Origin of the sequence: Nocardia albiluteola (genome assembly GCF_018860155.1) — a bacterium.
Taxonomy (GTDB): Bacteria; Actinomycetota; Actinomycetes; order Mycobacteriales; family Mycobacteriaceae; genus Nocardia; species Nocardia albiluteola.
In genome coordinates, this window is record NZ_JAHKNI010000004.1 from 1 (window position 1) to 21,710 (window position 21,710).

General features: G+C 67.3%; 8 protein-coding genes, 1 tRNA gene and 1 pseudogene. 6 read left to right on the forward strand and 4 right to left on the reverse strand.

The window, feature by feature from the left end; translation table 11 throughout:
* A partial coding sequence (locus KO481_RS13130) for a non-ribosomal peptide synthetase (protein ID WP_215917397.1) occupies positions 1–5,745 on the reverse strand: 5,745 nt, incomplete at its 3' end.
* Between the two features lie 537 nt (positions 5,746–6,282).
* On the opposite strand from KO481_RS13130, the pseudogene KO481_RS13135 reads away from it, so the two are divergent.
* The 4 genes and pseudogenes from KO481_RS13135 to KO481_RS13150 form a co-directional block, all read left to right on the forward strand.
* Positions 6,283–6,647: pseudogene (locus tag KO481_RS13135) on the forward strand (IS3 family transposase); the annotation flags it as partial.
* A 51-nt stretch (positions 6,648–6,698) separates the two neighbouring features.
* Positions 6,699–7,406 carry a hypothetical protein gene (locus KO481_RS13140; protein WP_215917398.1) on the forward strand — a complete coding sequence of 236 codons (708 nt, stop codon included), beginning with the start codon at positions 6,699–6,701 and terminating at the stop codon, positions 7,404–7,406.
* A 180-nt stretch (positions 7,407–7,586) separates the two neighbouring features.
* Positions 7,587–7,910 carry a hypothetical protein gene (locus tag KO481_RS13145; protein WP_215917399.1) on the forward strand — a complete coding sequence of 108 codons (324 nt, stop codon included), beginning with the start codon at positions 7,587–7,589 and terminating at the stop codon, positions 7,908–7,910.
* Between the two features lie 12 nt (positions 7,911–7,922).
* The gene (locus tag KO481_RS13150) at positions 7,923–8,906 is read left to right on the forward strand and encodes an alpha/beta fold hydrolase (protein ID WP_215917400.1); all 984 of its coding nucleotides are present in this window, start codon (positions 7,923–7,925) and stop codon (positions 8,904–8,906) included.
* Positions 8,907–9,161: 255 nt separating this feature from the next.
* Here the strand turns inward: KO481_RS13150 and KO481_RS13155 are convergent, their stop codons facing one another.
* Positions 9,162–10,628: an NAD-dependent succinate-semialdehyde dehydrogenase gene (locus KO481_RS13155; RefSeq protein WP_245400880.1), complete on the reverse strand. Its 1,467-nt coding sequence runs from the start codon at positions 10,626–10,628 to the stop codon at positions 9,162–9,164.
* Between the two features lie 34 nt (positions 10,629–10,662).
* The gene (locus KO481_RS13160) at positions 10,663–10,941 is read right to left on the reverse strand and encodes a putative antibiotic biosynthesis monooxygenase (protein ID WP_215917401.1); all 279 of its coding nucleotides are present in this window, start codon (positions 10,939–10,941) and stop codon (positions 10,663–10,665) included.
* A gap of 304 nt (positions 10,942–11,245) precedes the next feature.
* Between KO481_RS13160 and KO481_RS13165 the strand changes: the two genes are divergently transcribed.
* Positions 11,246–11,704 carry a UbiD family decarboxylase gene (locus tag KO481_RS13165; RefSeq protein ID WP_215917402.1) on the forward strand — a complete coding sequence of 153 codons (459 nt, stop codon included), beginning with the start codon at positions 11,246–11,248 and terminating at the stop codon, positions 11,702–11,704.
* A 190-nt stretch (positions 11,705–11,894) separates the two neighbouring features.
* Here the strand turns inward: KO481_RS13165 and KO481_RS13170 are convergent.
* Positions 11,895–11,978 (reverse strand) — tRNA-Leu (locus tag KO481_RS13170).
* A 382-nt stretch (positions 11,979–12,360) separates the two neighbouring features.
* On the opposite strand from KO481_RS13170, the gene KO481_RS13175 reads away from it, so the two are divergent.
* A complete protein-coding gene (locus KO481_RS13175; RefSeq protein WP_215917403.1) occupies positions 12,361–21,678 on the forward strand; it encodes a type I polyketide synthase in 9,318 nt (3,105 codons plus the stop codon).
* The last annotated feature ends 32 nt before the right edge of the window (positions 21,679–21,710 follow it).

A 21,710-nucleotide genomic window follows, 5' to 3' on the forward strand; every position in this document is an offset into this window, starting at 1 on the left:
CTTGTCGAGGTTGTCGGGTGTCAGCCAGTCGATGCTGTCGGGGAGTTGTGCTCGCACGGATGGCACGGTCAGGCCGATGGCTGCTTTGGAATCGGTCGTCATGTGGGTGATGCGTTCGGTGGGGTAGGTCGGGTCGATCGGCAGGAAGGCGGCTCCCGACTTGGCGACTGCCCATATTGCGAGTACGGACTCGGGAGAGCGTGGAATGCCGATCGCGACAATGTCTTCCGGGCCGATGCCTCGTCGGATGAGTTGCCGCGCCAATCGGTTCGAACGCTCATCCAACTCCCGGTAGCTCAGCCGCTGCCCGCCGAACACGATCGCCGTGGCGTCGGGATCCCGCCCGGCCGCCGTGGCCAACAGCTCGGCCAGGGTGGTGGGCGCCACGGTGGGTGCACCGGAGCGTGTCAGCAGATCGGCTCGTTCGGCGGGTTCGAGCACCTCGATCGTTCCGACCGAAACCAAGGGATCGGCGGCAACCGACTCCAACACCCGGATCCATCGGTGCACGAGAGAATCGATGGTCGTCGTGTCGAACAGATCCGTGGCATAGGTGACCGACACCGTCATACCGTCGCTGTCACCGCTGTCCGACAACACGAATGCCAAGTCGAAGCGAGACATCTCGGCGGGTAGGTCGACCACCGACACCACCAGGCCGGGCAGTTCGAGCTCCACTCGTTGCAGATTCTGGAACGCCAGCAGCACCTGGAACAACGGGTGCCGGGACTGGGATCGCTGCACATCGAGTTGATCCACCAATTGCTCGAACGGAACATCGGCGTGTTCGAAGGCGTCCAGGTCGACCTGCCTGACCCGGCTGAGCAGGTCGGTGAACGATTCGTCGAGGTCGATGTCGGTCCGCAGCACCAGGGTGTTGACGAACATGCCGATCACCTCGTCGAGTGCGGCGGCGCCGCGCCCGGCGATCGGTGTGCCGATCGGAACATCGGTGCTACCGCTCAACCGGGCGAGCAGGACCGCCAGCGCACCGTGGATCACCATGAACAGCGATGAACTCTGCTGCCGCGCAAACCTTTCCAGCGCCTGAATCAACTCGGCGTTCACCGTGTAGCTGGTAGTGGCACCTCGGTGAGACATCACCACCGGCCGCGGCCTATCGAACGGCAGAGAAAGCTCCTCGGGAACTCCGTCCAGAGTTTCGGTCCAGTATCGGATCTGCCGGGCGCACAACGATTCCGGGTCGTCGGGCGAGCCGAGGGTAGCTCGTTGCCATAGTGCGTAGTCCGCGTACTGGACGGCCAGTGGTGTCCACGACGGGACTTCACCGCGAATCCGTGCGGTGTACGCAGTTGTCACGTCGCGGGCCAGGGGTGTCATGGAGAAGCCGTCCGCGGCGATGTGATGCACCACGACAGCCAGCACATATTCCGATTCCTCGCTGCCGACCACGCGGAACAATCGGGCACGCACCGGCACCTGGGTGCTCACGTCGAAACCCTCGCTGATGAATTCGGTTACCGTTGCGATCAATTGGCTCGACAGAACCGGCACCGGAGTCAGTTCCTGGTCGATGTCGTCGACGGATTCGATCAGCTGGATCAGTATTCCGTCATGGTCCGGGTACCGCGTTCGCAAAGACTCGTGTCGGCGTAGCACGTCGACCATGGCCAGTCCCAGGGCATCGACATTCACCTCGCCGCGCAGCCGAATGGCGATCGGCATGTTGTATGCCCCCGAGCCGGGTTCGTACTGATTGAGGAACCACATCCGTTGTTGGGCCGGTGCCAACGGCACGAGCTCGGGACGCGGTCCCGCGATCAATGGTGGGCGTTGTCGCCCCTGACCGGCATGCTGCTCTACATAGGCTGCGAGCGCCGCCACCGTGGGCGCCTCGAACAACAGCCGCACCGGAACCTCGGTGTCCAGCGCGGCCCCGAGTCGCGTCGCAACCCGGGTCGCGACCAAACTGTCTCCGCCGAGGGCGAAGAACGAATCATCGAGACCGATCGTGTCGATACCCAGCACATCGGTGAACACTCGAGCGATCGTGTGTTCTGTCGGTGTCTCGGGCGCTCGGAACGGCTTGTGGTCGGTGTGTACTGGTTTCGGTAGTGCTTTGCGGTCGAGTTTGCCTGCCGGTGTCAATGGGATGTGGTCCAGCACCATGATCGAGGAGGGGACCATGTAGGACGGTAGCCGGTGGGTGAGGTGTTCGGTCAGGGTTGCGGTATCGATCGAGTGATCCGGTGCGGCAACGACATACGAAACCAGTGACTCGGTGCCGGAATCGTTGCGGTGGCTGATGGTGGTGGCGAAACCGACGGTCTCGTGGGCGGCGAGGGTCGCATCGACTTCACCGAGTTCGATGCGTAGGCCGCGGATTTTGACTTGGAAGTCGAGACGGCCGAGATGCTGGACTGCCCTGTCGGGCGTCCACCGAACCATATCTCCCGTACGGTACATCCGGTCACCCGGTCTCCAGGGACACGCCACGAAACTCCCGGCCGTCACAGCTGCCCGGCGATGATATCCGCGGGCCAGTGCAGCACCCGCGATATACAACTCACCCGCTACACCGGCCGGTACGGGTTGCAGCCGCTGATCCAACACCCATTCTGAGAAGCCGCGAATCGGGCCGCCGATCGTTACCAACTCACCCGCCACCAACGGAGCGCTGTGGTTCGTCATGATCGTGGCCTCGGTCGGACCGTAAGCATTGAAGAACTCACGACCGTCGCCCACCCAGCGTCGCACCAGCTCCGGCGGGCAAGCATCACCGGCAGAAACGACGACCCGCAGGTTGTCGAGCCCGTCCGGATCCACCGAAGTCAACGCTGCCGGCGTGATCACGGCGTGGGTCACCCGCTCGCGGCGCAGCAGCTCAGCCAGCTCCGCGCCGCCGTAGATGCCGGGCGCGACGATCACCATCGTGGCGCCGGAACCCACCGCAAGCAGCAACTCCCAGACCGAGGCATCGAAGCTCGGCGACGCGAAATACAGGGTCCGCGAAACCGCGGTCACCGCATAGCGTTCCCGCTGTTCGGAACCGAGCGCGGCTACCCCGGCATGCGTCACGGTCACGGCCTTCGGCACACCCGTGGAGCCCGAGGTGTAGATCAGGTAGGCCGGATGCTGCGGCCGGAGCGGGGTTGTGCGCTCGAGATCGGAGATCGCCTGGGCACCGAAGTCCTTGTCGAGGTTGTCGGGTGTCAGCCAGTCGATGCTGTCGGGGAGTTGTGCTCGCACGGATGGCACGGTCAGGCCGATGGCTGCTTTGGAATCGGTCGTCATGTGGGTGATGCGTTCGGTGGGGTAGGTCGGGTCGATCGGCAGGAAGGCGGCTCCCGACTTGGCGACTGCCCAAATTGCGAGTACGGACTCGGGGGAGCGTGGAATGCCGATCGCGACAATGTCTTCCGGGCCGATACCTCGCTGGATGAGTAGTCGGGCCAGTCGGTTCGAACGCTCATCGAGTTCTCGGTAGCTCAGCTGTTGCCCGTCGGAGACGATTGCTGTGGCGTCGGGATTCTGTACGGCTGCGTTAGTCAGTAGGTCGGCCAGGGTGGTTGGCGCTGCCGTGGGCGCGCCGGAGCGTGTCAGCAGATCGATTCGTTCGGTGGGTTCGAGTACCTCGATCGCGCCGACCGCGACGGTGGGATCGGTGGCGACCGATTCGAGTATCCGGAACCACCGGTGCACGAGAGAATCGATGGTCGTCGCGTCGAACAGATCCGTGGCATAGGTGACCGATACCGTCACATCGCCGCTGTCACGGTCGTCCGACAGTATGAACTGCAGATCGAAGTGAGACATCTCGGTGGGCAGGTCGACGACTGACACCGCCAAACCGGGCAGTTCGAGCTCCACTCGTTGCAGATTCTGGAACGCCAGCAGCACTTGGAACAGCGGGTGCCGGGACTGGGATCGTTGCACATCGAGTTGATCCACCAATTGCTCGAACGGAACATCGGCGTGTTCGAAGGCGTCCAGGTCGACTTGCCTGATCCGGTCGAGCAGGTTGGTGAACGATTCGTCGAGGTCGATGCCGGTCCGCAGCACCAGGGTGTTGACGAACATGCCGATCACGTCGTCGAGTGCGGCTGCGCCGCGCCCGGCGATCGGTGTGCCGATCGGGATGTCGGTGCTACCGCTCAACCGGGCGAGCAGGACCGCCAGTGCACCGTGAATCACCATGAACAGCGATGAACTCTGTTGCTGCGCAAACCTTTCCAGCGCCTGAATCAACTCGGCGTTCACCGTGTAGCTGGTAGTGGCACCTCGGTGAGACATGACCACCGGCCGCGGCCTGTCGAACGGCAGACGAAGCTCCTCGGGAAGGTCCGCGAGCGTGGCTCGCCAGAACGCGAGGTTCTCGCGGCGGTGCCGGACCCGCGCGCCGTGGCGGGCGCTGCCGGGGTGGACCTGCCCGAGATCAGTGCCCGGTGCGGCGGCAGTGAACGCATCGAGGAACTCCACAAATCCGGTGCAATGTGCCGACAATTCGGGGCTGTTATAGAGGTTTGGATTGGCTAAGAAGTAGAGGATCGTCCGCGGCGGGTCACCGGTCTGATACAGGTCGATCAGCAAATCCTCGACCGGCCCCGAACTCAGGATATGGAATTCCCCGGTCACCGATCCGAGCTGGATCTTCTGGGGAAAATACATGACATTTACCAACGGTCCCGCGAAACGCCATTGCCCGCTTTGTCCGGTATATCCGGTGGCCGCGCGAATATCGGTGAGGCCGCACCGCTGATGCCGCAGGGTGCCTACCAGATCGGACTGCACCCGCCGCACCAGCGTCGCGACCGTGTCCTCCGGACCGACCACGATCGGAAGCGGTGTGACGTTGACAAACATCCCCCCGGACCGCCGCAGCACGGCAGTTGTGCGACCCGACATGGGGATATTGACCAGGACGTCGTCGCGGCCGGTCATCCGGGCCAGATAACATCCGAATGCGGCGATCACCAGCGCGGCCGGACTCGCATCCAATGCTTGCGCACAGTGATCGATCCGCCCCACCGCCGCCGTTGACAGTTCGGCGGTTGCGGTCACACTGTCCGCGCGCGCAGGTGCGTGCCCAGCCGCCAGGCTGGACTCTTCCCCGACGCCGGCCAGTTTGCGCACCCAATATGCCTGGTCGTCGATGAACCGCTTCGACTCCCGATAGCTGCGGTCGGCCTCGTAAAGAGTACGCAGGTCGGCGGCCCGGTTCGGCTCTGCCGGCCGGTCCTGCACCGCCGCCGTGTACAGCGCCGCCATCCGGTTCACGATCATCATCGCGGCATAGCCGTCCAGCGCTACATGGTGGATCTTGCTGTACAACAGATAATGCCGATCCCCGACCTGCACAATCGCCGATGTGACCAACCGGTCCCGGTTCATATCCAACGGCGTGGTGCACTCGCGATGCATCCACTGCAAGCCTGCCGCGACCGGATCCCGTTCACCACGCATGTCGATGACCGGCCCCGCCGACTCCAGCGACGGGTCGTACAACTGGTACGGCTCGCCGTCGATCTCCAGCAGTCGCACATACCCCGACTGGAACTCCTGGCCAGCTTGAATCGTCGTCGCACGCAACAGATCGACGTCCAAATCCCCACGGAACTCGATATACAGCGCCTCGCATACCGGCACGTCCGGACTCAGTTGCTGCGCCAGCCACAGCCCTCGCTGCCCGGCACACAGCGGCACTGTCTGCATCGCTGACATGTCCGGCTCGGCATCTGTGCTCAATCCCCGGTCGGGATGAGGTTGCTGTCGTTGAACGGTCATATCTACCCCTGCCCAAACCCAATTGAAGCACAGCGGTTCGTTTGCGTACACCCCGAGCCAATAATCGTGCCCAAAGTTGAATGGGCAATGGGTTTTTAGACTTTCAACGGCTGTTGACGGCGTGCTATTCGCCCTTTGCGATACCGCAACGCAAGCCAGGCTTGTGGTTTATCGATAGCTATCGTGCGGCCGGCCAACGCCGCGTACCGATGTGCGCTGTCGCAGCGCCAGTGGCTTCGGCCAGTTCGGTCCTGCCCGGGCCTGCAATGTCGACATCGACCGCAGCCACGACTGCCGGAGGGGGATCTGGGGTCCTGTGCTTCCCCTTCGGCAGCGTGACCTTGTGCATCTGAGACCGCCTCAGCTGTGCTGAGTGCAAGCGAACCCGCCAGCCAGGCCCCTGCCTCCTCGATCCGGCGCCGTTGTGCTCAGCGCGCGGGCGAGGGGGCGCACGGCGGTGCTGGCGGGGTCGCGGGACTGCCTCGGCTCGGTTGACCGATCTAAAGAGACTGGTCGGTCTTCTCTGTGGGAGTGTGCGTCACCGTGCATCGCACCGCCGACGAGGGCAAGCTCTATCTATAAGTGTGTGCTGTGAAGGATCTGTGGTTCAGATCTGTGGTTCAACCGCATCGTCGGCTACAGCATCGACGAGCGGATGACCTCGTCGCCGGCGTGCTCGTCGCTGCGCAACGTGATCGCCCTGCGCGATCGGGCCGGAGCGATTGTGCATTCCGGCCGCGGCAGCCAGCCGGTTCCGGTCGCGGAACTCCTGTAAACTGTTGTCACACAACGGGCTACGCGGCTCGATGGGCCGCGTCGGGGCGTGTGGCGACAACGCCGCGATGGAGTCCTGGTTCGCACTGTTGCAACGTAACGTGCTCGACCGGAAACGTTGGGCGACGTCGTGAACCCCACCAGTCTGTACGCGACTCTTGGACGAGGCGGCCGGGCTGGTGTCCTCTTGGGTCGGCGCAAACGAGGTGGTCGCGGTGCACACCTGGATCGGGCAGTTGCGAGCCTGGACCGGCGATGTCACCGAGGCGTGCACGCATGTCACAGAGGCGCTCGGGCGCATAGATTCGACGGTCCGGGCGGGCACCGTGTGCTGGCTTCGTGTGGTGGAAGCCGACATCGCGCGGCACACAGGCGACCGCGAGGCGGCCCTGTCGCGGTACCGGCAGTCGATCAACGAACTCACGGCCTTGCGACTGGCGGGGCAGCCGTACAGTCACACTGCCAATGGTGCGGAGGTCTGGGGCCGCGCCGGGTACGCGATCACGCTCGCCGAAGCCAGTGAATACACAACAGCCGGTGCCGAGTCCGCCACGGCGAGAGCACTTTTGGATGGCCCCGGCTACCTAGAGCAGCACGCTCACCTCGGGACCGCTCACGCCGCCATCGCGCTTGCGAGCGGGCATCCTCGCCTCGCACTGACCATCATCGGCGGATGTGACACCCTGCACCCGGGACAGCCGAACCAATACCGGGTACCCGACGCACAGCGCATCGTCGACGCAGCACAAGCCACCCTGAGCTCGGACTCGGTTCACCGGGCCATCACCGCCGGACACGGCCTTACTCCGGCCCGGCTCGCCACCCTGCAGGGCTGTGCCGAACATCCGGATCCAGCCGATGACCCGCGAAGCCGAATCGCGTCGTAACTCGATCACTCGGATCGCGCCGCAGGCGAGTGCGTTCCACCGTGCGCCCGCGACCCGGGAATCCATACCAGGCCGAAGGCCGCCTGCCGCACTGGCAGTGCTTTGCCAGCGTATTGCCAGTACGGGCGAGCATTCTTGACTGCGCAGGATATGAATTCGTCTCTGGAAGGACCCTCTATCATGGCTGTTCTCTGCACTCTCGATGTACACGGCATCACCACCGAGCAGTACAACGCGGTTGTCGAGCGCATGGGTGTCGAAGGGCACGCGCTGGGCAGCATTTACCTACACCTGGCCGCGGTAACCGAGGACGGGCTGCGGATCATCGAAATCTGGGACGAGAAGCAGGAATTCGAAACGTTCCTCGAAGAGATCCTATTTCCGACCATGAAGGTGCTCGGGATCGAGCAGACCCAGACTGTCACCGTTTCCCCGCTCCACAACGTGTTCACGCCTCGTCTCGAAGAGCTCCCGGGTCTCAGCCGCATGACCCAGGTCCCCTGATAGGTGCTCAGTATGCGTCTCACGCTATTTTCCAAGCGCGCCTGCCTTCTGGTGGCCGCGCTGACTGCTGCCACGTCCCTCGCTACATCTTGCTCCGAATCCGCGCCCTCCACCTCCACCTCCACCGTATCGGCAGCTGCTGAGCCGTTGCCCGGTTTCCACGATGGAACAATCGATCACGACGGGATCGCGGTCCACTACATCTCTGGTGGCCATGGCCCGGCGATCGTGCTGCTGCACGGCTGGCCCGAAAACTGGCGAGCCTGGTCGAAGATCGCCCCCGGCCTCGCCCGGGATCACACCGTCTACGCGATCGACCTACGCGGCTACGGCGATTCCGGGTTGGCGAAATCCGATGAGGGTTACCAGGCGCTCGCGGTGACCACCGATATACACGCACTGGCGCAGCAGCTGAACCTGGGTCGCTTCGACCTCGTTGGTCATGATTGGGGCGGCGCGATCGCGCTGGCCTACGCGACCCAATACCGATCCGACATTGCCCATCTGGCCGTTCTCGAAGCACCCCCCAGCAGTGACTATCTCCATCTCGTGCAGACCAAACCCGATGTGTTCTGGTGGGATTGGCTGGCCAAAGGCCCCAAGGGCGAATTGCCCGAGGACCTGATCGCCGGCAAGGAAGCTCTGTTCTACGGCCACTTCTACGATGAAGCCGACGGTACGATAGACAGCAGCGAGCGCAATCAACTGATAGCTGCGCTGAGCAAGCCCGGCCGAACCCACGCGGCGCTCGAATACTTCCGACAGCAGGACGTCGGAGAAAGACAGGTCGACGACCTTATCGCTCGCGACGGCAAACTCACCATCCCGGTGCTGGGCGTCGGTGGCGAACACAGTTTGGGTTCGGCCATCGGCAATCTACTCAACCGCGTCGCCGACCACGTCACCACCGACGTCGTGCCCGGGGCCAACCACTGGGTGTTGGAGGAAAACCCCGACTACGTTTCTGCCAGCCTGCGCACATTCTTCACCAGCTGAAAACCTCGGATTCCCGGACCAGCGTGTGGCTGCCGATGCTCGGGTCGGATTCGAGTCCGCAGCGCCAGAGTTGTAGGGAGTCCATCAGGCCCGGGTTCACTGCTCGAGCCACCTCGGCTTCCGCGGTTACCCGCCCTCCCAGCGTGCTGGGAGGGCGGGTAACCAACGCGGACGTACGCCGGCGAGATCCGGTCGTCCCGCCCCGCGGCGACATCTGCGGTGAACAACCCGATTCGATCTCAGCGATGATGTCGCTCAGATACCGCCGAGGGCCAGGTACTTCATCTCGAGAAACTCCTCGATGCCATGGTGTGAGCCTTCCCTTCCCATACCGGACTGCTTCACGCCGCCGAAGGGCACGCTCTCCACCGAGATGAATCCGGTGTTGACGCCGATCATTCCAGCCTCGATGGCCTCGCCCACGCGCCATGCGCGACTGTTGTCTCGGGTGTAGAAGTAGCTGGCCAGGCCGTACTCGGTGTTGTTGACCGCATCGATCACCTCCGCCTCGGTGCCGAACCGGAAAAGCCCGGCGACCGGGCCGAAGGTCTCCTCATGGGAGATCAGCATGTCGATCGTGACGTCGGCCAGCACCGTGGCCTCGTGGAAGGTGCCCTCCAGGGCGTGGCCGCCGGCCAGCAGCCGGGCTCCGTGCGCGAGGGCGTCGGCCACATGCGCCCGCACCTTCTCGAAACCCTGGGTATCGATAAGCGGGCCCAGGTTCGAGTCCGGATCGGTGTACGGGGCTACCCGCAGTGCGGCTGCGCGTTCGGCGAAGCGGTGGGCGAAGTCCTCGTACACGGCGTCGTGGACGAAAAATCGATTGGCGCCCACGCACGACTGGCCACCATGACGGAACTTGGCGGTGATCGCCCCCTCGACCGCGGCGTCGAGATCAGCGTCCTCGAACACCACAAACGCGGCATTGCCACCCAATTCGAGTGTCATGCGCTTCACCGTTGGCGCGCACTGTGCCGCCAGAATCCGCCCTACCTCGGTCGAGCCGGTGAAGGTCAGCTGCCGCACCACCGGATTCGCACACAGTTCACCACCGATGGTCGGAGCTGCCGCGTCGTCACCGGTGACGATATTCAGCACGCCCGCCGGGACACCGGCCTCAACGGCCAGTTCGGCAATGGCCAAGGCGCACAAAGGCGTCTGTTCCGCAGGCTTGAGCACCACAGCGCAGCCCGCCGCGATGGCTGGCGCAGACTTCCGGGTGACCATGGCCGCGGGGAAGTTCCAAGGCGTGATCGCGCCGACCACGCCGACGGGCTGCTTCAACACCAGGATCCGAGTGTCGGTGCGGTGCGCCGGAATGGTCTCGCCGTACACCCGGCGCGCCTCGGCGGCGAAGAAATCGACAAACCCGATGGCATAGGCGACTTCGGCGCGAGAATCGCTGAGCGGCTTGCCGTTCTCGGCCGACAGTAGGACCGCCAACTCTTCGCTCTTCTCGGTGAGCAGCGCCGCCCAGCGATCGAGAATCTTCGAGCGATCCCTGGCCGTCCGCTCCGCCCAGGCGGGTTGCGCTGCTTGGGCTGCCTCGATCGCCCGCCGGGTCTCGGCTTCCCCCATCTGGGGGACCTCGGCCAGCACCCGGCCCGTTGCCGGATCGGTCACGGGAAATGTTGCCCCGGAATCGGATCCGACGAACTTGCCGTCGATGAGCGCCCGATCCTGCGGCACTACAACAGTGGAGGTCATTTCCACACTTGACATTCGTAACTCAACCTTCTGGGCATGGTGCCCGGACTCATTTCGAACGACGGATGAATCGGTGATGGGCCGCCAGCATTCGTGGGACCACGAGGTACACAGCCAGCGGTACGACCACGGCCGTCAGGGCGAGTGCGCGCAGCACTAACGGCCAATGACCGACAAACGGAGCCATAACGACCATGCCGATAGCCACCATCGGGAAGATGGCGAGCCAGGTGATCACGGCCCGGATGTGCACCGAAGGCGCCGGGGTGGGTGGGGTTTCCATGGATGTCACGGTCTTTCGAGACGACTGAGTGATCGTCAAAATCATGAACGGTCGTGCTGGCAAAGTACTGGTACATGTTTGCCAGCGGCGTCTGTCGCCTGGCCCGCCGAAGCGCTCGCCTCCAGGGCCGTAGCAGACTGGGTTCCCCACACCGTTCATCCACGGCAACGACGGCGGCCGCTATATCCAGACTTTCGGCGCCAATATCGTGCGCACACCGGATGGCTCCTAGACCAACTGGTCCATCAACCGAATGATGGTGCACGACAAGAACAATCTGGCCTGCCTGCTGCTACGAACCCAGCAGATCGGGATCGTCCGGGCGCAGTGGACCGCTGCGGGCTAGCCCATGCCGATCGCGGTGGTGCTCGGTGTCGAACCGGGACTGGCCGTAGTCGGCGGCATGCCGCTACCCGAGGGATTGGACGAAAGCCGCTATCTCGGAGCAGTATTCGGCGAGGGCATCGAGGTGGTGCCTGCCGAGACGGTGGACCTCTTGGTCCCGGCGACTGCGGAAATCGTGATCGAGGGCCACGTCTCGATCGAAGAAACCGTACCCGAGGGCTCGTTCAACAAATATCCCGGCTACAACGCCACCGAGCAATCGGCCAAGGCGGTGCTGCACGTCAGCGCGATCACATACCGCGACAACGCGATCCTGCCGGTGCTGGCCGCAGGCCCGCCGGTCGAGGCGGACGACACGGAGACGGGCACCGCATCCGCCGCCGAGATTCTGCACCTGCTACACGCGGCCGACCTGCCGATCTCGTCGGCCTGGTACAACCCCGAGGCAGCCCTGCACTGCTAACGCTGGCGGTGCGCCGCGACTGGCACGAGACCACCTGCCCCGATCGTGCCCCGTGTCCTCATCGCTGGTCGATCCTGGCGGATCTGTCAGAAGTTGTCGCAGTTGGGTGCGCATTTCCCAGGTCACCTCCGTGTGTTCGAGTGCGCTCGAACACACGGCACGCAAACCCGGCAAATCTGCCGGGAATCTGTGCGCGAGAGGGGACTTGAACCCCTACGTCCGTTAAGACACTGGAACCTAAATCCAGCGCGTCTGCCTATTTCGCCACTCGCGCGTGCTTGGTACGACCGTCCAAACTCTACCGGGCGCGATCGCCAGAGCGAAGCTCTGGATGGGTGTTTCGTACTCATGGGTAACCCCACCAGGTATTATAACGATTTGGTTACGGACAATGTGAGGAACCCTCGAGTTCTCGCCTGGAAGCAACCGGCCGGACCAGCGCGTTCAAACGTGAGGGAGGGTCATGTTCGGGGCCGTTCTTGTACGTACGTACGGAAATACTCGCGGGTAGCGGGAGGGCGCGGAGGAAACGTGAGGATTTCCTCATGATTTTGTGCCATCCTCGGCAGAGATCAGTCCTCAGGGCCGAGGAGTGCCTGTGCACGCCTGGTGGCCCTCTCGCGAGGCGAGCCACCACGAGTAGGAAGTCGAACGTCTTGACGATCAACGAGAGCACCGGAACCGGAGCCAGGGCCAACATTGTTGGGGGAGTTTCGGATACGGGAATCAAGTCGTCGCTGGTGGACCGTCTGCAGGCCGGGCAGCCCTACGTGCTGGCCTTCGGTGGACAGGGGGCGCAGTGGCTGGGTGAACTCGAGGAGATCGGGCGTGACAGCGCCCTCGAGCCCGAGCTCACCGCTCTGGTGAACGAGGCCGCCGCGCTGCTGGCGCCGATTGCCTCGCAGTTGCTGGTGGTCCGGCCGATGGGCTTCGACCCGATCGCGTGGATGCTGGAGGACGAGCTCGCCGATACCGACGCCGGCGAGGTGTCCGCCGCCCCGGCCCCCCAGGTGCTGCGCTCGGCCGCCATCTCCATGCCCGGGGTGTTCCTGAGCCAGGTCGCCGCGCTGCGCGCGCTGCGGCTGCAGGGGCTGGATCCGGCCGAGCACGCGCCGGCCGCGGTGATCGGTCACTCCCAGGGCCTGCTGGCCGCGCGCGCCGCGCAGGCGAACGGCGCCCGCGACGCGGAGCTGCTGGGGCTGGCCCAGTTGATCGGCGCCGCAGCGACGCTGGTGGCCCGGCGGCGCGGCCTGATCCCGGTCGGCGAGAAGTCGCCGATGGTGGCCGTCTCGCACGTGGATCCCGAGCAGCTGAAGGCGATCGTCGCCGAGGTCTCCCGGGACGTCGATCCCGCCGCTGCCGCCGTGGTGTCCATCCGCAACGGCCGTCGCCGCGCGGTGCTCTCGGGCACCGTCGCCCAGCTGGACCGGGTTCGTCAGCGCTGCGCGGAGATCCATGACGAGCAGACCCGCGACCGCGAGGCCAAGAAGCGCGGCGGCGCGGTGTTCGCGCCCGTCTTCGAGGATGTCGAGGTCGAGGTCGGCTTCCATCACCCCGCGCTGGCCGAGACCGTCGACATGGTGGTCGGCTGGGCCAAGCAGTGCGGCATCGAGGAGCAGCTCGCCGCCGACCTCACCCGGGCCATCCTGGTGGATCCGGTGGACTGGGTCGCGATCGTGGACGAGGCGATTTCCGATGGCGCGCAGTGGATGCTGGACCTGGGTCCCGGCGACCTGCTGAGCCGGCTGACCCAGGGCTCGCTGCGCGGCACCGGGGTCGGGATCGTGGCGGCCTCGACCCGCACTGGCCAGCGCGCCCTGTTCACCCCCGGCGCGGCGCCGGAGGTGTCCCCGGCGTGGGAGGCCTTCGCCCCCAAGCCGATTCGGCTGCCGAACGGGCGCGTGGTCGTCGAGACCGCGTTCACCCGGCTCACCGGCCGCTCCCCGATCCTGCTGGCGGGCATGACCCCCACCACGGTGGATGCGAAAATCGTTGCGGCCGCGGCGAATGCGGGCCACTGGGCCGAGCTGGCCGGCGGCGGGCAGGTCACCGAGCAGATCTTCGCCGATCGCGTCGCCGAGCTGAAGACGCTGCTGCACCCGGGCCGCGAGGTGCAGTTCAACTCGCTGTTCCTGGACCCTTACCTGTGGAAGCTGCAGCTGGGCGGCAAGCGCCTGGTGCAGAAGGCCCGCGCGGCCGGTGCGCCGTTCGACGGCGTGATCGTCACCGCGGGCATCCCCGAGCTCGACGAGGCCGTCGCGCTGATCGAGGAGCTGACCGAGGTCGGTATCTCGCATGTCGCGTTCAAGCCGGGCACGGTGGCGCAGATCCGCGCCGTGCTGCGCATCGCGGACGCGGTGCCGGACTACCCGGTCATCATGCACATCGAGGGCGGCCGCGCGGGTGGTCACCACTCGTGGGAGGACCTGGACGACCTGCTGCTGGACACCTACGCCGAGCTGCGCAACCGCGCCAACGTGGTGGTCTGCGTCGGCGGCGGCATCGGTACCCCCGAGCGCGCCACGGAGTACCTGACCGGCGAATGGGCTGCCGCGCACGGCTATCCGGTGATGCCGCTGGACGGCGTGCTGGTCGGCACCGCCGCGATGGCGACCCTCGAGGCGACCACCGCACCCGAGGTCAAGCAGCTGCTGGTGGACACCCCCGGACATCCCGAGTGGGTCGGCGCGGGCACCGCCGTGGGCGGAATGGCCTCGGGCCGTAGCCAGCTGGGCGCGGACATTCACGAGATCGACAACGCCGCCTCCCGCACCGGCCGCCTGCTGGACGAGGTCGCGGGCAATGCCGACGCCGTCGCCGAGCGGCGCGAGGAGATCATCGCCGCGCTGAACGTCACGGCCAAGCCGTATTTCGGCGATGTCGCGGCCATGAGCTACCTGGAGTGGCTCGAGCGCTACGTCGAGCTCGCGGTGGGTCTGGATCGCCGCACCGACTTCGACTGCGGCGCGGACTTCTCCGAGGCCATCGCGGATGCCACCCGCTCGGTGTGGCTGGACATCACCTGGCGCGACCGCTTCGCGGAGATGGTGCGCCGCACCGAATCCCGCCTCAACCCGGCCGACCGCGGCGAGATCGCAACGCTTTTCACCGACGACGCCGCGTTCGAGGCGCCCGTGCAGGCGATCTGCACGCTGAAGGAGCAGTACCCGGCCGCCGCGGACACCGTGCTGCACCCGGCCGACGTGCCGTTCTTCGTCGCGCTGTGCAAGACCCCGGGCAAGCCCGTCAACTTCGTACCCGTCGTCGACGGCGACGTGCGCCGCTGGTGGCGCTCGGATTCGCTGTGGCAGGCCCACGATCCGCGCTACGGCGCCGATCAGGTCTGCATCATCCCCGGCACCGTGGCCGTCGCGGGCATCACCCGGGTGGACGAGCCGGTCGGCGAGCTGCTGGACCGCTTCGAGCAGGACACCGCCCACACCCTCATCCGCGGCGGGGTGACGCCGCTGGCCGTGGACGGACGCCGCCGCGCCGAGGTCACCGCGGGCGTCATCGATCTCGTGCTGGCCGCCCCCGATGTGCAGTGGGCGGGGCGCACCACGCTGAACCCGGTACACCGGCTGGGCGATCTGGCCGAGTGGGCCGTGGACGGCCAGGGTGCGCACCACCCGCCGACCGGCGCCACCCTGGTGTCGATCGAGGGTCCGGACACTGACAACGCCTACGTCGAGCTCACCGTTCCGCTGCTGGGCGACAACGCCGTTCGCATCCGGATCACCGTGCCGGCCTCCGCGTACAACGGCGGCGCGCCGGTCATCGCGCAGGACGACGCCGAGGCCGCCATGTCGGCGCTGCTGGCGGTCGCCGCGGGCAAGTCGCTGCCGGAGGTCAAATCCGGTGTCGCGCACGTGAATGTGGCCTGGAGCCCGGACCTGATCGCCGACCACGCCGGTGTCACCGGTTCGGGTCTGCCCGCGACGCTGAGCACCATCGGCCGCACCGTGCCGGATGTGCTCGTGGGCGCATGCTGGCCCGCGGTGTTCGCGGTGCTGGGCGCGACCCGCACCGAGGCCGGGCAGCACGTCATCGAGGGCATGCTGGACCTGGTCCACCTGGACCACCGGATCGAGCTGACCGGCGAATTGCCCGCCGAGCACGCGATTCTCGCCGTGCGCGCGGAGTCGGGCGAGGTCGTCGACACCGATATGGGCCGCGTCGCCGAGGTGCGCGTCACCGTCGGCGTGATGCGCGATCACGGCCTGGACACCCCGACGGTGGCGACGCTGACCGAGCGCTTCGCGATTCGCGGCCGCAACGGCGCCGGCGAGCTGTCCGACCCGCCGCGCGCGGCCGGGACGGTCTCCGAGGAGGCCACCGACACTCCGCGCCGTCGTCGTCGCGACGTGACCGTCACCGCGCCCCGCGCGATGGCCGCGTTTGCCGCGGTGTCCGGCGATCACAACCCGATTCACACCTCCGCCAACGCCGCCAAGCTGGCCGGGCTGGGCAGCCCGATCGTGCACGGCATGTGGCTCTCGGCCGCCGCGCAGCACGCGGTGTCGGCCGTGGACCCCGAATCCTCGCTGCCCGCACGGACTCTCACCGCCTGGACCACCAGGTTCCTGGGCATGGTCCGCCCGGGCGCGGAGATCGACGTGCGCGTCGAGCGCGTCGCGGTGGACGCCGGTAGCGAGATCGTCGAGGTGTCCTGCCGGATCGAGGGCGATCTGGTGATGACGGGCACGGGTCGGCTGGCCGCGCCGAAGACCGTGTACGCCTTCCCGGGCCAGGGCATTCAGACCAAGGGGATGGGTCTGGACGCCCGGGCGCGGTCCAAGGCGGCCAAACAGATCTGGGAGCGCGCGGACAAGCACACCCGCGAGGCGCTGGGCTTCTCGATCCTGGCTGTGGTGCGGGACAACCCGACCTACCTCAAGGCCCGCGGCGTGGAGTACCGCCACCCGCAGGGGGTGCTGCACCTGACCCAGTTCACCCAGGTCGCGATGGCGACCCTGGGCGTGGCTCAGGTGGCCGAGCTGCGCGAGGCCGGCGCGTTCGTCGAGGGCGCGATGCTGGCCGGGCACTCGGTCGGCGAGTACAACGCCCTGGCCGCGGTCGCCGGGGTGCTGCCGCTCGAGGCGGTGCTCGAGGTGGTGTTCCAGCGCGGCTCGGCCATGCACGAGCTGGTGCCCCGGGATGCCAAGGGCCAGAGCGACTATCGGATGGCCGCGATCCGCCCCTCGCAGATCGGGCTGCCCGACGCCGAGGTCACCGACTGGGTCAAGACAATCGGCGATCGGGTCGGCGAATTCCTCGAGGTCGTGAACCTGAACCTGCGCGGCGCGCAGTACGCGATCGCGGGCACGGTCAAGGGTCTCGAGGAGCTCGAGGCCGAGATCGAGCGCCGCCGTGCGGAATTCGGTGGCAAGCGGGCGTTCATCCTGGTGCCCGGCATCGACGTGCCGTTCCACTCGACCGTGCTGCGCAAGGGCGTGCCCGAGTTCCGCGGCAAGCTCGAGGAACTGCTGCCGGAGAACCTGCAGCCGGAGGTGCTGACCGGCCGCTACATTCCGAACCTGGTGCCCAAGCCCTTCTCGCTGGACCGGGATTTCATTCAGGAGATCGCCGATCTGGTTCCCTCCGAACCGCTGTCGAAGGTGCTGGCCGACTTCGAGAACTGGGCGCAGCGCCCGTCCGAGCTGTGCCGCGTGGTGCTGATCGAGCTGCTGGCCTGGCAGTTCGCCAGCCCGGTGCGCTGGATCGAGACCCAGGACCTGCTGTTCGGCGATTCCGCCCGGGGCGGGCTCGGGGTCGAGCGGTTCGTCGAAATCGGTTTGGCCGCAACGCCGACCGTGGCGAACCTGGCCTCCAACACCCTCAAGCTGCCGCAGTTCGCCACCGCCAAGGTGGAGGTGCTGAACATCGAGCGCGAGGCCGGCGTGGTGTACTCCACCGACACCGATCCCGCGCCGGTGGACGAGCCGGAGGAGACTCCGGCCGAGACCGCCACCGCCGCAGCGACTCCCGCTGCCGCGGCCCCCGTGGCGGCCCCGGCGGCCCCGTCCGGCGGCCCCCGCCCGGACGACATCTCCTTCACCGCGGCCGATGCCACCCGCGTGCTGATCGCGCTGTGGACCAAGCTGCGGATGGATCAGATCGGACCGGTCGACACCATCGAGGGCCTGTGCGACGGTGTCTCATCGCGCCGCAACCAGCTGCTGGTCGACCTCGGCTCGGAGCTGTCCCTCGGCGCGATCGACGGCGCGGCCGATGCCGACATGGGCGCGCTCTCGGCGACGGTCGAGCGGCTGGCCCGCACCTACAAGCCGTTCGGTTCGGTGCTGTCGGACGCCATCGGCGACCACCTGCGCAAGGTGTTCGGCCCGTCGGGCAAGCGCCCGGCCGCGATCGCCGAGCGCGTCAAGAAGGTCTGGGAGCTCGGCGACGGCTGGGCGCACCACGTCACCGCCGAGGTCTCCCTCGGCACCCGCGAGGGCGCCAGCATTCGCGGCGGCGACCTGGGCGGGCTGGTATCCGGCGCGCCGGGCGACGGCGCGGCGGTGGACGCCGCGATCGACGCCGCGGTGCAGGCCGTGGCCGCGCGCCGGGGCGTGGCGGTCTCCCTGCCGGCCGCCGGTGGTGGCGGCGGCGCGACCGTGGACGCGGCCGCGCTGGGCGAGTTCACCGAGCAGATCACCGGCCGCGACGGCGTGCTGGCCACCGCGGCGCGGGTCGTGCTCGAGCAGCTGGGCCTGGCCGAGCAGGTGTCCGCGCCCGAGGCCACGCCCGACACCCTGGTTGATCTCGTTGCCGCCGAGCTGGGTTCGGACTGGCCGCGGCTGGTCGCCCCCGCGTTCGACGCCCGCAAGGCTCTGCTGATCGACGACCGCTGGGCCACCGCCCGCGAGGATCTGGCCCGGCTCTGGCTCGCCGACGACTCCGCTGCGGAGCAGGACTCGGTCCAGGGCTTCCTCGGCGCGGGCAAGGCCGTTGCCGCACAGGCGAACTGGTGGCGCCAGCGCGCGATGAGCGAGGCCCGCTCGGTGCTGGCCGGACGGTACGAGCGCATCGCCGAGGCCGCGCTGAGCACCGATAAGGCCGGCGAGTGGTCCAGCGACATCGCCGTGATCACCGGCGCCAGCAAGGGTTCCATCGCCGCCTCGGCCGCCGCGCGGCTGCTCGGCGGCGGCGCGACGGTCATCGTCACCACCTCCACGCTGAACGACGCCCGCCTGGGCTTCTACAAGCAGCTCTACCGCGACAACGCCCGCCGCGGCGCCGCCCTGTGGGTGGTGCCCGCGAACATGGCCTCCTACGCCGATGTGGACGCGCTCATCGAGTGGGTAGGCACCGAGCAGGTCGACAATGCCGGTGGCGCAAAGGTTCTGCTCAAGGAGGCGATGACCCCGACGCTGCTGTTCCCGTTCGCCGCGCCGCGCGTGGCCGGTGACCTCTCCGATGCCGGCGCCCGCGCCGAAATGGAGATGCGGGTGCTGCTCTGGTCGGTGGAGCGGCTCATCGGCGGCCTGTCCGCGATCGGCGCGGACCACGACGTCGACGCGAAACTGCATGTGGTGCTGCCGGGTTCGCCCAACCGCGGCATGTTCGGCGGCGACGGCGCCTACGGCGAGTCCAAGGCCGCCCTGGACGCGGTGGTCGGCAAGTGGCGAGCGGAGAAGTCCTGGGCCGCGCGGGTCACGCTGGTACACGCGCTGATCGGCTGGGTGCGCGGCACCGGCCTGATGGGCGGCAACGACCCGCTGGTCGAGGCCGTGGAGAAGGCCGGGGTGCGCACGTGGTCTACCGACGAGATGGCCGATGAGCTGCTGAAATCGTGCACCGGCACCGCCCGCGTGGACGCCGCGGCCGCACCGCGGCAGCTCGACCTGACCGGCGGTCTGGCCGGTGCCGAGCTGGATCTGCCCGAGCTGGCCAAGCAGGCGCGTGAGCAGGCCTCGGCCTCCGACGACGCGCAAGACGTTGCGGCGCAGACCATTGCGGCGCTGCCTGCCCCGCCGACGCTGAGCTCGAAGCTGCCGACCCCCGAATGGGGTTCGGTAACCGCGGATCTCGCCGACATGGTCGTGATCGTCGGCGCGGGCGAGCTGGGCCCCTGGGGTTCGGCACGCACCCGCTTCGAGTTCGAGGTCGAGGACAAGCTGTCGGCCGCGGGTGTGCTGGAGCTGGCGTGGACCACCGGCCTGGTCGCCTGGGAGAACGATCCCAAGCCGGGCTGGTACGACGTCGAATCCGGTGAGTACGTCGAGGAATCCGAAGTCGCCGAGCGCTACCACGACACCGTCGTGGAGCGGTGCGGTGTGCGCCGCTACGGCGACGACGGCGCCATGATCGACAACGCCGCGCCGCTGCTCACCTCGGTATTCCTGGACAAGGACCTGACCTTCGTGGTCAGCGACGAGGCGCAGGCCCGCGCGTTCCACGCCGCGAACCCGGAGCAGACCGTCATCGCGCCGGTCGAGGGCTCGGGCGACTGGCAGGTGACGCGCAAGGCGGGCACCGAGATTCGCGTGCCGCGCAAGGCCAAGCTCTCGCGCACGGTCGGCGGTCAGATCCCCACCGGCTGGGATCCCACCAAGTGGGGCATCTCCGCCGACATGGCCGCCTCGATCGACCGGGTGGCGCTGTGGAACATCGTGTGCACGGTGGACGCGTTCCTGTCCTCGGGCTTCAGCCCGGCCGAGCTGATGAGCTGGGTGCACCCCTCGCTGGTGGCCAACACCCAGGGCACCGGCATGGGCGGCATGAGCTCGATGCGCTCGCTGTACATCGACAACCTGCTCGGTGAGCCGCGCGCCAACGACATCCTGCAGGAGGCCCTGCCCAACGTCGCCCTGGCGCACGTGGTGCAGTCCTACGTCGGCAGCTACGGCGGAATGATCCATCCGGTCGCGGCGTGCGCGACCGCGGCGGTCTCGGTCGAGGAGGGCGTGGACAAGATCCGCCTCGGCAAGGCCGATGTCGTGGTGGCCGGTGGCTACGACGATCTGGGCATCGAGGGCATCGTCGGCTTCGGTGACATGTCCGCCACCGCGGACTCGGCGGCCATGAGCGCCAAGGGAATCAGCGATCGCTACTTCTCCCGCGCCAACGACCGTCGCCGCGGCGGATTCGTCGAATCCCAGGGCGGTGGCACGGTGCTGCTGGCCCGCGGCGACGTCGCGGCCGAGATGGGCCTGCCGGTGCTGGGCGTGATCGCCTTCGCGCAGTCGTTCGCCGACGGCGTGCACACCTCGATCCCGGCCCCCGGGCTGGGCGCGCTGGGTGCGGGCCGCGGCGGCCGGGACTCCAAGCTGGCCGCGGCGCTGCGCAAGCTGGGCGTCACCGCGGATGACATCGCGGTGATCTCCAAGCACGACACCTCCACGGGCGCAAACGATCCCAACGAGTCCGAGCTGCACGAGCGGCTCGCCACGGCCATCGGACGCTCCGAGGGCGCGCCGCTGTTCGTGGTGTCGCAGAAGTCGCTCACCGGCCACGCCAAGGGCGGCGCGGCGGCCTTCCAGATGATCGGCCTGTGCCAGGTGCTGGAGCAGGGCGTCATCCCGCCGAACCGCAGCCTGGACTGTGTCGACGAGAAGATGGCCGAGTACCCGCATCTGGTGTGGGCGCGCGAGCCGCTGCGCTTCGGAGACCGGTTCGCGCTCAAGGCCGGCCTGGTCACCTCGCTCGGCTTCGGCCACGTGTCGGGCCTGCTGGCGATCGTGCACCCGCAGGCGTTCCTGGCCGCGCTCGACCCCGAGCGGCGCGAGGACTACCAGCGCCGGGCCCAGCAGCGTCAGCTCGACGGGCGTCAGCGGTTCACCGAGGCCATGTGCGGCGGCGCCCCGCTGTACGAGCGCCCGGCGGATCGTCGTCTCGGCGGCGAGGGGACCCCGGCCAAGCAGGCCCGTCAGTTGGAGGCCGACGTGCTGCTCTCGGAGCAGGCGCGCCTGGGCTCGGATGGGCTGTACCTGGCCCAGGGCTCCTGCGGCACAGGCGAACTCGCGCAGTAGATGAACACCCGGCGACGCCGCTCACCAGACAG